This is a genomic window from Micromonospora sp. DT46 (assembly GCF_049841735.1).
Taxonomy (GTDB): Bacteria; Actinomycetota; Actinomycetes; order Mycobacteriales; family Micromonosporaceae; genus Micromonospora; species Micromonospora reichwaldensis.
Map to the genome: position 1 here is coordinate 286,028 of NZ_JBNCKW010000005.1, position 13,651 is coordinate 299,678.

General features: G+C 74.5%; 11 protein-coding genes. 6 read left to right on the forward strand and 5 right to left on the reverse strand.

The window, feature by feature from the left end:
• Positions 1-182 precede the first annotated feature (182 nt).
• Complete coding sequence (locus ACLQ20_RS15610; RefSeq protein ID WP_121400498.1) at positions 183-875, forward strand: Crp/Fnr family transcriptional regulator; 693 nt, start codon at positions 183-185, stop codon at positions 873-875.
• 53 nt (positions 876-928) lie between these two features.
• On the opposite strand, the gene ACLQ20_RS15615 is transcribed toward ACLQ20_RS15610, so the two are convergent.
• Positions 929-1,138, reverse strand: a complete 210-nt coding sequence (locus tag ACLQ20_RS15615; protein ID WP_091629607.1) for a hypothetical protein — start codon at positions 1,136-1,138, stop codon at positions 929-931.
• Positions 1,139-1,301: 163 nt separating this feature from the next.
• Between ACLQ20_RS15615 and ACLQ20_RS15620 the strand changes: the two genes are divergently transcribed.
• Positions 1,302-4,865 carry an ATP-binding protein gene (locus ACLQ20_RS15620; RefSeq protein WP_192581387.1) on the forward strand — a complete coding sequence of 1,188 codons (3,564 nt, stop codon included), beginning with the start codon at positions 1,302-1,304 and terminating at the stop codon, positions 4,863-4,865.
• Between the two features lie 25 nt (positions 4,866-4,890).
• Here the strand turns inward: ACLQ20_RS15620 and ACLQ20_RS15625 are convergent, their stop codons facing one another.
• The gene (locus ACLQ20_RS15625) at positions 4,891-5,598 is read right to left on the reverse strand and encodes a lysophospholipid acyltransferase family protein (protein WP_425856127.1); all 708 of its coding nucleotides are present in this window, start codon (positions 5,596-5,598) and stop codon (positions 4,891-4,893) included.
• Between the two features lie 277 nt (positions 5,599-5,875).
• On the opposite strand from ACLQ20_RS15625, the gene ACLQ20_RS15630 reads away from it, so the two are divergent.
• The 4 genes from ACLQ20_RS15630 (at position 5,876) to ACLQ20_RS15645 (ending at position 10,437) form a co-directional block, all read left to right on the forward strand.
• Positions 5,876-7,060, forward strand: a complete 1,185-nt coding sequence (locus tag ACLQ20_RS15630; protein ID WP_425856128.1) for a sensor histidine kinase — start codon at positions 5,876-5,878, stop codon at positions 7,058-7,060.
• Positions 7,057-7,728 carry a response regulator transcription factor gene (locus tag ACLQ20_RS15635; protein WP_151454539.1) on the forward strand — a complete coding sequence of 224 codons (672 nt, stop codon included), beginning with the start codon at positions 7,057-7,059 and terminating at the stop codon, positions 7,726-7,728. The genes ACLQ20_RS15630 and ACLQ20_RS15635 overlap by 4 nt, the downstream gene beginning before the upstream one ends.
• Positions 7,729-7,985: 257 nt before the next feature.
• On the forward strand, positions 7,986-8,837 hold the full coding sequence (locus ACLQ20_RS15640; protein WP_151454538.1) for a DUF308 domain-containing protein: 852 nt from the start codon (positions 7,986-7,988) through the stop codon (positions 8,835-8,837).
• Positions 8,838-9,018: 181 nt separating this feature from the next.
• Positions 9,019-10,437 carry an alpha,alpha-trehalose-phosphate synthase (UDP-forming) gene (locus ACLQ20_RS15645; RefSeq protein ID WP_151454537.1) on the forward strand — a complete coding sequence of 473 codons (1,419 nt, stop codon included), beginning with the start codon at positions 9,019-9,021 and terminating at the stop codon, positions 10,435-10,437.
• Positions 10,438-10,506: 69 nt separating this feature from the next.
• On the opposite strand, the gene ACLQ20_RS15650 is transcribed toward ACLQ20_RS15645, so the two are convergent.
• The 3 genes from ACLQ20_RS15650 to ACLQ20_RS15660 form a co-directional block, all read right to left on the reverse strand.
• Entirely contained in the window at positions 10,507-11,310 is an 804-nt protein-coding gene (locus ACLQ20_RS15650; protein WP_151454554.1) for an alpha/beta hydrolase, read from the reverse strand.
• A gap of 132 nt (positions 11,311-11,442) precedes the next feature.
• On the reverse strand, positions 11,443-12,852 hold the full coding sequence (locus ACLQ20_RS15655; RefSeq protein ID WP_327029164.1) for a flavin-containing monooxygenase: 1,410 nt from the start codon (positions 12,850-12,852) through the stop codon (positions 11,443-11,445).
• A 91-nt stretch (positions 12,853-12,943) separates the two neighbouring features.
• Positions 12,944-13,651, reverse strand: a complete 708-nt coding sequence (locus ACLQ20_RS15660; RefSeq protein ID WP_151454535.1) for an endonuclease/exonuclease/phosphatase family protein — start codon at positions 13,649-13,651, stop codon at positions 12,944-12,946.

Genomic DNA, 13,651 nt, shown 5'->3' on the forward strand with positions numbered 1-13,651 from the left:
CGGTCGTCGCAGCTCGGGAGTGTCACGGAAGTGCTTCGAGGGGTGTACAGCAAGCGACCGGACCGTCATGATCTGATGTGTACCGCTACCGGACGCCGAACCGGTGTCAGTTCACCTCGTCGAGGGCCTTCAGGTTCACCCGGTGAGCGAGTTGTGGTCCTTGACCGGGGAGGGGTTGGACCGTGGAGATGCGCCTGCCGGAGCCTGGTGACGCGCTCACGGGTGTGGAGATGTTCGCCGGGCTGGAGCCGGAGGTCCGGCAGCGGGTGATCGCCGCGGCGGTCCCCCGCACATACCGCAAGGGCCAACTGCTCTTCGTCGAGAACGACCCCGGCGAGTCCCTCATCGTCCTGCGTCGGGGCGCGGTCGCGGTCTTCCGCACCGCGCCGACCGGCGAACGCGCCGTGCTGTCGGTCATCCGTCCGCCGGACGTGCTGGGCGAGGTCTCCCTGCTCGACGCCTCCACCCGCTCCGCCTCGGCCGAGGCGATCGAGGACTGCGCCGCGCTCGCGCTGTCCCGGGGCGCGTTCATGGAGCTGGTGCACTCCAACCCGCGCATCCTCGACGCGGTGATGCGCTCGCTCGGCGGGCTGATCCGCCGGCTGACCGAGCAGAACGCCGACCACGTCTTCCTGGACCTGCCCGGCCGGGTGGCCAAGACCCTGGTCCGGCTGGCCGGCGAGAGTCAGGCCCCGATGATCACCATCGAGCTCAACCAGAGCCAGCTCGCGGAGATGGCCGGCGGCTCGCGGCAGAGCGTCAACCAGGCGATCGGGTCGTTCGCCAACCGGGGTTGGCTGCGCACCGAGGGCCGGCGGATCGTGGTCACCGACGTCGCGGCGCTGCGCCGCCGTGCCGGCATGAGCGAGCGCTGAGGCGTACGCGAAAAAGGGCCGGAGCAGCCGCTCCGGCCCTTTCGTGCGGGGTGTCAGGGAGTGTTGCTGCCCGGCCCGACCCAGTTGGTGCTGCCCGGCCCGACCCACTCCGTGCCGTCCTTGCCGCCACCGGACTGCTCGCTGACGATCCCCTGCGCCTGGAGCGCGGCCAGCGTGGCGGCGTCCACGTCGACGGAGTCGCCCGCGAGGTGGCTGACCCCGCTGCCGTCGGTCCAGTCGCTCTGCAACATCACGTACACCATCGGGAATCCCCCTGTGGTCAATGGTCGACATTCAGCCGCCTGACTGTAACCGTAGGGCCGCCCGGTGGACTGTCCACAAGCCAACAGCCCGGTACCCGACAGCTGGGCGGACGGCGATACTGACACCGGAACGGTGCCGATCACGGCGCCGGCGGGATCGCGAGTGGAGGGCGTCATCGCCACGCAGTGTGACCGCTGTGGACGCACGGCCGCCGCGGGCGACCGCTTCTGCGGCGGCTGCGGCAACGAGCTGGGCGCGGTCTGTCCGCACTGCCTGCGCCCGCTCGCCCAGGACGTGGCGTTCTGCACCTCCTGCGGCGCCGCCCGGCCGGGCAGCGAGCGACAGCCGGCCCCGCAGGAGGACCGCCGCCGGGTCAGCGTGCTCTTCGTCGACCTGATCGACTTCACCCCGTACGTCGAGCGGGCCGACCCGGAGCTGGTCCGCGGCATGCAGACCGGGTTCTTCTCGGCCGCCCGTCGCGTCGTGGGGCAGTACGGCGGGGTGGTGGAGAAGTACATCGGCGACGCGGTGATGGCCCTGTTCGGCGCGCCCGTGGCGACCGAGACCGACGCGCTGCGCTGCGTGCGGGCCGGGCTGGAGCTGCAACGGGTGCTGACCCGCTTCGCCCCCACCGGTGCCGACGCGCTGCGCTTCCGGGTCGGGGTGGCCACCGGCGAGGCGCTGGTCGACGTCGCCGCCGCCCGCGACGGCGGCCAGGCGATCGTGGCCGGCGACGTGGTCAACACGGCCTCCCGGATGCAGTCGGTCGCGCCGCCGGGCGGGGTGCTGGTCTGCGGCGTGACGCACGCCCTCACCCGGGACGCGATCCGCTACTCGGAGCAGCCGCCGGTCACCCTGCGCGGGCGCTCCACGACGACCGAGGTGTGGCTGGCCCTGTCCCCGGTCCGCCGGCAGCCGACGGACCGGCAGCCGGACGTCACGCCGCTGATCGACCGCGAACACGAGCTGGGGATGCTGGTCAACGCCCTGCACCGGTCGCTGCGCGACCGCCGCCCGCAGGTGGTGACCGTCTTCGGCCGGGCCGGGCTGGGCAAGAGCCGGCTGGTCCGGGAGCTGTACCGGCATGTGGACCAGCTGGTCGACGAGCCGCTGACCTGGCGGATCGGGCGGTGCCCGCCGTTCGGCGAGAACGTGACGTTCGCGGCGCTGGCCGACATCGTCAAGTCCGAGGCCGGCATCCTGGACACCGACCCGGCGTCGAGCGCCGCCCAGCGGCTCGCCTCGGCCGTCGGCGAGCTGGTCGGTCCGGGCGAGCGGCAGCGCCTCGTCGACGCCCTGCGGCCCCTCGTCGGGCTGCCGGGGACCGCGCTGCCGGCCGAGGAGACCGGGTCGGCGTGGCGGCGTTTCCTGCTCGCCCTGGCCGCCCGACGGCCGACCGTGCTGGTCTTCGAGGACCTGCACTGGGCCGACGACGCGATGCTGCGCTTCGTGGAGCTGCTCGGCACCGCCGCCCGGGACGTCCCGCTGCTGCTGCTCTGCACCGCCCGGCCGGAACTCGTCGACCGGGACCCGAGCTGGGCGGGGACGATCACCGGCTCGGTGACCATCACCCTGCCCCCGCTGCGGGACACGGGCATCGCCGCGCTCTACGCCCACATGTTCGGCCGGGCGGCCTTCTCCGCCGACATGCTCAGCCCGCTGATCGAGGTGGCCGGCGGCAACCCGCTCTACGCCCACGAGTACGTCCGGATGCTGATCGAGCAGGGCGCGCTGCGCCAGTCCGTGCGGGGCTGGTCGATGGAGAAGCACCTCGACCTGCCGATGCCGGAAAGCGTGCACGCCGTCATCGCCAACCGCATCGACCTGCTCGACGCCAAGGAGCGCACGGTGCTGCTGGCCGCCGCCGTGGTCGGCGTGCAGTTCTGGCCGGGGGCCGTGGCCGCCGCGCTCGGGCAGCCCGTCGAGTCGGTGGAGCGCGCGCTGCGCCGGCTGGAGCAGCGGGACTTCGTGCACGAGCAGGCCGCCTCGACGATGGCCGGGCAGCCCGAGTACCGGTTCCGGCACGTGCTGGTGCGCGACGTCTGCTACCAGCGGCTGCCCCGTACCGAGCGGGTGGCGCGGCACGAGCGGACGGCGCAGTGGCTGGACATGCTCTCGCAGAGCCGGGACACCGACCTGGCGGAGGTGCTGGCCCACCACCGGTGGGCGGCCCACGAGATCGCCCGGTCGCTGGGCATGGAGATGGCCCGGTTCGCCGGCCCCGCCCGGGCCGCGCTGCACCGGGCGGCCCGCCGGGCGTACGCGCTGCACAGTCTCGACGTCGCGGCGAGCCACGCGGGCCGGGCGCTCGGGCTGGCCGACGACTCCGACCCGCTCGACCGGCTCCAGCTCGAGCTGCTCAGCACCGAGATCTCCTTCTACCGCGACGGCAACGTCTTCCTCTCCGGCGGCGGGCCCGAGCAGGTGCAGGCGCTCGCCGACCGGCTGCTGGCGCACGACGACGACGCCTGCGCGGCGCGCGCCTGGACGCTGCTCGGTCAGGCCGCGTGGCTGCGCGCCGACCGGGCCGCCGCGCTCGCCTGCCTGGACCGGGCCGTCGAGCTCTTCGACCCGCTGCCGGACAGCCCGCAGAAGGCGGACGCCTACGCCGAGCTGGGCCGGCTGCACATGCTCAACTATGAGCGTGATCCGGCGGTCGCCGCAGCCGACCGGGCGGCGGAGATCGGTGAGCGGCTGAGGCTGACCGAGACCCGCACCAACGCCCGGATCACCTCGGCAATCGCCCGCTACCAGGCGGGTGACCGGTCCGGCCTGGACGACCTGCACGCGATCGTCGAGCTCAGCCGCGCCAACCAGCTGATCGCCCTGCCCCGGGCCATGCAGAACCTCGCCTACGCCGTCTGCGAGGAGGGCGACTGGCTGCGCTCGGACGCCCTGCTCTCGTCGTCGCCGACCCGCAAGGCCAGCGGGCAGACGCTGACCACGAGCTACTCGGCCGAGGCGATGCGCGCCTGGTTCGAGGGCGACTTCGACCGGCTGCTGGCCGCCGCCGAGGCCTTCGTGGACACCCCGACCGGCAGCTGGGACATGCAGGTCCGCGGCCTGCGCTCCTGCCTGCTGGTACTGCGCGGCGAGCGGGTGCCGCAGGCGCGCTCCCACTCGGACGACGACGCCGCCGCCACGTTCAGCGACGACGTGGCGGCCGCGCTCGACGCCGCCCGGCGCAGCGGTTTCCACCGGCCGCACTGGACGATGCTGGGGATGGGCGCGCTCTGCCGGGCCCTGCAGGGACGCCGGCAGGAGGCGACGGCGCTGATCGACGAGCTGGCCGACTCCTGGTCGGTGGTGCCCGCCATCGCCAGCGGCGAGTGGATCCCGGCGGCCGGGTACGCGGCCAGCCTCGCCGGGCGGGAAGCGGCGGCACGGGTACGCGCGATGCTGGACCGGGTGGGTCACCGCACGCCCTGGTCCGAGGCGGCGCGCCGGACGGTGGCCGGTGCGCTGGCCGCCGCTGACGGCGACCACCGGCGGGCCGCCGAGCTGCACCTGGCCGGCGCCGAGATCTACGCCGGCATCCCGGACGTGACGGACCGGATGCTGGCGTTGACCTTCGCGACGGTGGAGCTGGAGCGGGCCGGCGAGTCGACGGCGGGCCGCCCGGAGCTGGCCGAGCTGCGCGCCTTCGCGCTGCGCAACCACGCCCCCGTCCTGCTGGACCTGGCCCGCCCCCCGACGACCGCCGCCGACACCGCCCTGGCCTGCTGACCGGGCGAAGCGGGCGGGCGGCCCGTCAGGCGGGGACCGGCTCGCGGGGGACCGGGCCGGCGGGCGGGCTCTTGGCCTTCTGGGCGTACATGTCGACGTACTCGCGGCCGGAGAGCTCCATCAGCTCGTACATGATCTCGTCGGTCACCGCGCGCTCGACGTACCGGTCACCGGCCATCCTGGCGTAGCGCGAGAAGTCCAGCGGCGGGCCGAACCGGATCCGCACCTGGGCGATCTTGGGGATCAGCTTGCCGGGCGGCTGGATCTCGTCGGCGTTGAGCATCGCCGTCGGGATGACCAGGGCGCCGCTCTCCAGGGCCAGCCGGGCCACGCCGGTCTTGCCCCGGTAGAGCCGGCCGTCCGGCGAGCGGGTGCCCTCGGGATAGATGCCGGCGATGCCACCGGCGCGCAGTACCCGCAGCTGGGTGTCCAGGGCCGCCCTGGCCGCCCGGCCGCCCGAGCGGTCGACCGGGATGGTGCCGGAGCCGACGAAGAACATCTTCGTCAGCCAGCCCTTGACGCCCTTGCCGGTGAAGTACTCGGCCTTGGCGATGAACGTCACCCGCCGCTTCACGACCAGCGGCGTGAAGATCGAGTCGGAGAACGACAGGTGGTTGCTGGCGAGGATCACCGGCCCGGTGTCGGGCACGTGGTGCAGCCCCTCGACCTGCGGGCGGAAGACCAGCCTCAGCAGCGGGCCGAGGAGCACGTACTTCATCAGCCAGTACAGCACCGGCGTCCTTTCCAGAGGTGGTCGCGAGGCCGCCGCGTCGCCACGGGTCGTCGTGGGCATGAGCCTACGAACCCGATGCGTGCCGCCACAACGTGATCCGGCCCGCGTGGCGCGGAGCGTCCATTCCGGACAGCCGCAGCCGGGCGGCGGGCAGCCGGCGGGCGGGCGGTGTCGCCTGTCGACGTACCGCCGCCCGTCGCGGATACGGCGCGGGGCGACGGTCGGTCGGGACACCCGTCGGCCCCGCGCGAAGGCCTGCGGCACCTACGCTCGTGGTGTGCGGGTGGCCGGGGTGCGGCGGGGAGCGGGCAGGCTGGTCCGGCTGCCCCGGGCCGCCGTGCTGGACCTGCTCATCGGCGTCGCCGTCTCGGCCGTCGTGGCGGCGGCGATCACCGCGAACCTGGGCGGCGACCGGGGCCGCGACGTCCCCGCCTACCTGTTCGCCGTCGGGCTCGGCGCGCTCGTGCTCCTGCGCCGCCGCGCGCCGACCACCGTGCTGGTGGTGAGCGCCGCCGGCCTGGTCGCCTACTACGTGGCCGGCTACCCGCCGGTCGGGCTGGCCCTCCCCCTCGCCGCGGCGCTCTACTCGGCGGCCGAGGCCGGGCAACTGCGCTGGGCGGTGCTCGTGGGGCTCGGCCTGCTCGTCGTCTCCACCGCGTTCCGCACGGCGGACGGCGCGAGCGTCGCGTACCTCATCGGCTTCGAGCTGGCCTCCAGCGTCGCCATCATGGCCGCCGCGGTCGCCCTCGGCGACGGGGTCCGGTCCCGGCGGCTGCGGCGCCGGGAGCAACGGTGGCGGCTGCGGCAACTGGAACGCGACCACGCCCGGGAGGCGGCGCGCCGCGTCGAGGAGGAACGGCTCCGGATCGCCCGGGACCTGCACGACGTCATCGCCCACCACATCTCCGTCATCTCGCTGCACGCCGGCGTGGCCGACGAGGCCCTCGACGACGACCCGGCAACCGCCCGTGCCGCCCTGGGGCACGTCCGCTCGGCCACCACCCAGGTCGCCCGGGAGCTGCGCACCACCCTCGGTCTCCTGCGCGACCCGGCCGTGGCCGAGCCCCGGCAACCGGTGGCGGGGCTGGCCGGGCTGGACGCCCTGGCCGCCGGCGCGCGGGCCACCGGGCTGCGGATCGCCGTCCACCGGCAGGGCGAGCTGACCGGGCTGCCCGCCGCGGTCGACTCGACCGCCCACCGGCTGATCCAGGAGGCGCTGACCAACACCCTGCGCCACGCCGGCGCGAGCACCGTCGAGATCGACGTCGTCCGTGGCCCCGGCACCCTCGCCGTCGCCGTCCGCGACGACGGCCGTGGGCAGCGCCAGGACACCCCGCGCGGGTACGGGCTCGGCGGCATGCGGGAGCGCACCGCCCTGCTCGGGGGCACCGTCACCGCCGGCAACCGACCCGGCGGCGGCTTCGAGGTACGCGCCGAACTACCCCTGGGAGGGACCACGTGATCCGGGTGGGACTCGTCGACGACCAGCACCTGGTCCGCGCGGGGCTGCGCGCGCTGCTGAACCGGGCGCCGGACATCGAGGTCGTCGGCGAGGCTGGCGACGGCGACGCGGCGTACCGGCTGGCGGTCACCGAGCGGCCGGACGTCCTGCTGATGGACGTCCGGATGCCGGGCACCGACGGCATCGAGGCCACCCGGCGGATCGTCGCCGACGAGCGGCTCACCGGCGTACGGGTCGTCGTGCTCACCACGTTCGACACCGACGAGTACGTCTTCGAGGCGATCCGGGCCGGCGCGTCCGGCTTCCTGCTCAAGGACACCGGCCCCGACGAGCTGCGGGGAGCGGTGCGGATCGTCCGGGCCGGGGAGGCGCTGCTCTCCCCCGCGGTGACGCGGCGGGTCATGGCGGCGGTGCGCGCCGGCGGGCGGGAGCCGGACCCGGCCCGGCTGGGCTCGTTGACCGCCCGGGAGCGGGAGGTGCTGGCCGAGGTCGCGGCCGGCCGGTCGAACGACGAGATCGGCGCGGTCCTGCACATCAGCCCGGCGACGGCGCGCACGTACGTGAGCCGGCTGCTGGCCAAGCTGCACGCCCGGGACCGGTCACAGCTCGTCGTGGCGGCGTACGAGAGCGGCCTGGTGCGGCCCGGCTCACCGCCCGGCCCGGGCTGACCGGCGCTCGGGGCGCTCGCCGGCACCGGCGGCCCTCGGGCGGCGCCGCCGGCAGGGCTCCGATGAAAAACATTCAGCAAGAACGGACATAAATCCCCGGTCGCGACCTGCGACAGGGCCTCTGACTTCGTACGCCGCGCCACAAGGCACTCCCGGAACGGGGTCCGGACGTGTCACGATTCAAGGCACGGCGTGCGAGTCGGCGCCGAGGGGGCTCAGGCGGCCGCGCCGCGGGCGCGTGATGAGGAGGATGTCCGGTGTCAGCGGGTGGGGCCCGCCGGGGACGGCGGGACAACGGGCTCGACGCGAGCGAGTACGCCATCGCCGGCGACGTGGATCCGCGCGTCGGTGAGCACCTGCTCGACGTCCTGGCCGCCGGTGGGATCGCCGCCTACCTCCAGCCCTCGGCCGACCTGAACCCGGTCACCCGCACCACCACCGTCCCGCCCCGCCCCGTCGACCGGCTCTACGTCGACCGGTCGCACCTGACGACCGCGCGGGACTACCTGACCCAGCTCGCGGACGAGACGGCCCCCGAGAAGCCCCGCGAGGACGAGCCGGACATCGAGGCCGAGTGGGCCCGTATCGTCGCCGGCTTCCACACCACCGCCCCCCGAGGTGGCGACAACCCGTGGCCCGCCGCCGAGGACGTGGACGACCCGCCCGGGCCCGCCGGCGGCCCGGTGACCCTCGGCACGCCCGACGAGCCCGCCGGGCCGACCGCCACCGACGTGCGACGGTTGCCGTACGCGGCCGACATCTCGGGCGTCTCCCTGTCGCGGGGCCGGCAGGACGAGCCGTCGCTGCTCGACGGGCTGGACACCTTCGGCGCGGACCTGCCCGACGACGAGGCGGAGGACGAGCGCTACACCCCGCCGCCGCCCCCGCCCCTGCCGCGCTTCTCGAAGTACACGGTGGTCGGGGTGCTGGCCATCGTGGTCGGCTTCGTGCTCTTCCTGTTCCCGTCGCTCTTCCCGGTGGCCGACCCGTCGGTGGTCAACCTGTTCGGGTTCACCGGCATCCTGGCCGGCTTCGTCTCGCTGATCTGGCGGCTGCGCCCCGGTGGCGACGACGACGAGCGCGACCCGGACGACGGCGCGGTGGTCTGACCGGCGACCCGTCCGCCGACTCTCCTGCCCGCATCCCGGGACGACGGACGCCCCGAGCCCGGTGCGCAACACTGGTGTAACTTACTGTCAGTAGGAATACCGCTGTCCGTCACATCCCTCGTTGACTGCCCGGTTGTTCCTCCGCTGCGGCGGTCACTCCCTGCTGATCGGAATGCCCGAGATGCGACAGAGTTCCCTCGTGGTGGTGGCCAACCGCCTGCCCATCGACGACAGTGTGGCGCCCGACGGTGCCTGCGAATGGCGCCGCAGTCCCGGCGGCCTGGTCAGCGCCCTCCATCCCCTCCTGCGACACACTCCGGCGACGTGGGTGGGGTGGGCCGGCGGCACCGGCCCGGCGCCGGCGCTGCCCGACGTGGACGGCGTCCGCATGCACACCGTTGCGCTGACCGCCGACGACCTGCGCGACCACTACGAGGGCTTCGCCAACGCCACCCTCTGGCCGCTTTACCACGACTCCGTGGAACAACCGGAGTACCACCGCAGCTGGTGGGAGGCGTACCAACGGGTCAACCAGCGGTTCGCCAAGGCCACGGCCGACGTGGCCGAGCCCGGCGCGGTGGTCTGGGTGCAGGACTACCACCTGCAACTGGTGCCCGGCCTGCTCCGGGAGCTGCGGCCGGACCTGCGGATCGGCTTCTTCCTGCATGTGCCGTTTCCACCGCCCGAGCTGTTCATGCAGCTCCCGCGCCGGGCCGAGCTGCTGCGCGGGATGCTCGGCGCCGACCTGATCGGCTTCCAGCGCTCCCAGGCCGCGCACAACTTCGCCCAACTGGTGGCGAAGGTGCTGGACGTCCCCGCCACCGACCGGCGGATCACCGTCGACGACCGGGTGGTCCGGATCGGCGCCTTCCCGGTCTCCATCGACACCGCCGAGATGGCCGCGCTGGCCGCCCGGCCCGACGTCGCCGACCGGGCCAGCCGGCTGCGCCGCGACCTCGGCAGTCCCGAGCAGGTGATCCTCAGCGTCGACCGGATGGACTACACCAAGGGCATCGAGCAGCGGCTCAAGGCGTACAGCGAGCTGATCGCCCACGGGCACGTCAAGGTGCGCGACACCGTGCTCGTGCAGGTGGCGGTGCCCAGCCGGGAACGGGTCGGGCAGTACCAGATCCTCCGCGAACGGGTGGAGCGCGAGGTCGGGCGGATCAACGGGGAGTTCGGCCGGGTCGGCGAGCCGGCGATCCACTACCTGACCCAGCCGTTCGACCGCGCCGAACTGGCCGCGCTCTACCGCGTCGCCGACGTGATGGCGGTGACCCCGCTGCGTGACGGGATGAACCTCGTCGCCAAGGAGTACGTCGCCGCCCGGGTGGACGACACGGGCGCGCTGCTGCTCAGCGAGTTCGCCGGCGCCGCCGCCGAGCTGCCGCAGGCGTACCTGGTCAACCCGCACGACCTGGAGGGGCTCAAGCAGGGGCTGCTCGCGGCGCTGCGGGCGGGCCCGGACGACCTCGGCGCGCGGATGCGGGCCATGCGGGCACACCTGCACCGGCACGACATCCGCGCGTGGGCCCGCTCCTACCTCTCCGCCCTCGACGAGAGCGGCTCGCTGCTGACCCGACTGGGCGCCGCCGGCTGAGGCCGCCGGCCCGGCCCGGGGCGGTCAGGGTCGGCTGGTCGGTCACGTTCGGCCGGTCGGGCCGGGGCGTCAGGGCCGGCCGGTCGGCGCGGGGTCCTTCTCCAGCCAGTCCAGGATCGCGTCGACCGGCTCCCGCCACCGGGCGTCGAGCATCATGTCGTGCCCCATGCCGGGGAAGAGCAGCGGGGCTGAGCCGTACCGCCGGGCCGCCCGGGTCAGCGCCGACGACGGCACGATCCGGTCGTCGGGGCTGCCCAGCACCAGCACCGGCGGGTCGCCCACCGCCGGCTCGGCGGCCCGCCCGGTCAGCAGCTGCCACTGGGCGCGCCGGCCGGCCCGCCCCAGCCGGCCCGCGTAGCCCCGGGCCTCCGCCTCGGGCAGCTCCCGGCTGAACAGCTGCCGGCGGTGTAGCCGCAGCGGCCCGCCGAACACCGCCGGCAGCGTGCCGACCGGATTGCGGCGCAGCGCCGCCCCGAACGTCGCCCAGCCGCCGAACACCGGCGCGACCAGCACCGCGGCCCGGGCCGGGTAGCGGGCCAGCGCGTGGGCCACCACGAGCGCCCCGGCGCCGTGCCCCACCAGCACCGCCTGGCGCGGCAGGCCCGCCGCCACCTGGGTCACGTCGTGGGCGTACGCCCGCAGCGTCGCCTCCGGCGCCGGCCCGCTGTCGCCGTGCCCGCGCAGGCTCAGCGCGTACGCCGGGAAGCCCCGGGACGCGGCGTGGCCGAGCCAGTGCTCGGCGAACGCCCAGGCGCCGTGCCCGAAGCCCGGTACGAAGAGCAGCGGCGGACGTCCCTGTTCCACCTCGGGGGTCGCGCCGAGCACCTCACGCCGGACCGGGCGGACCGGGCGGGCCCACTCCCGCCCGCGCATGATCCGCACCTGACTCACTGTTCCGGCCTTTCGTTCGCGACTGCGGGGCTCCGCTGCGCTGCACTCCTCGCGCTCACCGCGCCCACCCTTCGTTCGCGACTGCGGGGCTCCGCTGCGCTGCACTCCTCGCGCTCACCGGGAAGCCTCCAGGTCAAGCAGCGCGCGTTGGACCGCGCGCAGGTAGTCGGCGTGGCCCACCTCGAACCAGTGCCGGCTGCTGTCCTTGACGGGCCCGGCGTAGCGCTCCCCCGCCTTCGCCGACACCCGGGCGGCGAAGGCCGCCGCCCGGTCGGGGCGGGTCACGCGCAGCCGCAGCAGCCGGGCGAAGAGCACCGACTGCCAGTGCGACAGGGGGAAGATGCCCGAGTCCGGCTGCACCAGCCCGGCCACGGCCAGCGTGGGACGACCGGGGACGAAGGCGTTCAGCCAGAGCTTCGGGCGGCCCTCCCCCGCGTCGTCGCCGAGCACCTTCGGGTCGAGGAACTCGAAGCGCGGCAGGTACCCGGTGGCGAAGACGACCAGGTCCGGGTCGATCTCCCGGCCGTCGGAGAGCTCGACGGCGTACGGGTGGAAGCGGACGACGTCCGGCACCGGCGCGATCCCGCCGTGGCCCACGTAGTAGACGAGCTGGCTGTTGGCGATCGGGTGCGTCTCGTAGACCCGGTGGTCGGGCTTCGGCAGGCCGAACCGGGTCAGGTCGCCGACGGTCAGCCGCAGCGTCCAGTGGTAGAGCCACTGCCGCACCCGCAGTGGCACGCGCAGCGCCAGCAGCGCGTCGTTGACCTGGTCGGCGGGGCGGCCGAGGACGTACTTCGGGGCGTACCAGTAGCCCCGGCGGGTCGAGTGCCAGCAGCGCGACGCCTGCTGGGCGGCCTCGACGGCGATGTCGCAGCCGGTGTTGCCGGCGCCCACCACCAGCACCCGCTTGCCGCGCAGTTGCGCCGGGTCCTTGTAGGACGAGGCGTGCATGACCTCGCCTCGGAACTCCTCCAGCCCCTCGTAGCGGGGCAGCTTCGGCGACCAGTTGTGGCCGTTGGCGATCACCACGGCCGCGTAGCGGGAGGTGCGTTCCGGGCCGTAGCCGCCGGTGCTGCGGGTGGTCACGTCCCAGCGGTCACCGGCCACGGGCTCCACCCGGACGACCTCGGTGCCGAACCAGATGTGCCCGCGCAGGTCGAAGTGGTCGGCGTACCGCTCGAAGTACGACAGCAGCCGGCTGTGGTGCGGGTAGTCCGGCCAGTCGTCCGGCATCGGGAAGTCGGGGAACTGGGTGAACGGCCGCGACGAGATCAGGTGCGTGCTCGCGTACACCGGGCTGCGGTCGTGCCGCCAGTTCCAGGCGCCGCCGACGCCGGTCTCCCGCTCGTAGCAGTCGACGCCGAAGCCGTGTTCCTTCAGGTTCTTGATCGCCGTCAGACCGCTGGCCCCCGCGCCGACGACGCAGACGGTGTCGCCCCGGTCGGAGACCGGCCGGCCGTCGCGGGTCAGGGCGAGAGTGCTCGCCTCCGGGTCGGGCCGGCCGTGGTCGGTGGAGGTGGACACCGGGATCTCCTTTTGTGCGGCACGAGTGCCGGGTCGCGCAGCATCCTCTCCACAACGGAGCGGGTTGTCCAGCCCCGGCCGCGACGGACGGTCAGTCGGCGGCCGGCAGCAGCAGGTCGACCAGGACCGGGAAGTGGTCGCTGGCGCGGCGGGTCTGCGGGGTGTCCACCACGTCGTAGTCGACCACGGTGATCCTCGGATCGACGAAGAGGGCGTCGATGCGCCGCCGGGGGTCCGCGCAGGAGTAGGTGAGCCGGTCGGCCCGGTCCATCGCCACGGCGGCGTCGGACAGCCCGCGCGCCACAGTGGCCCAGGCCGGCCCGTCCGGCCCTTCGTTCAGGTCGGCCGCGGCGACCACCGGGCTGGTGGCGGCGTCCAGCTCGCGCTTGAACAGCGCGGCCTGCGCGGGCCGCTCGGCCGGGTCGGTGGACAGGTGCGACCCGGCCAGGGTGAACCGGGCCGCCCCGGCGACCACGCACTCGGCGTACGCGGCGCCGCGCAGGTGCCGGCCGGGGGTGAGCGGGAAGCGCTGGCAGCGGTCGGCCACCACCCGCACCCGCAGGCTGGTCAGCAGCAGGTTGCCGAGCGCGGGCAGCCCGCCGGCGGCCACCACCAGGCCGAAGGACTCCGCCAGCGCCGCCGACTTCTGCCGCCACCGGAACCGGCGCGGCCCCTCCTGCACGATCACCACGTCCGGCCGGGCGTCGCGGACCACCGCCGCCAGCGCGGCCGTGTCGTCGCGCTGGCTGTGGATGTTGTACGACACGACGCGCAGCGGCACGCCCGAACTCTGCGTCAC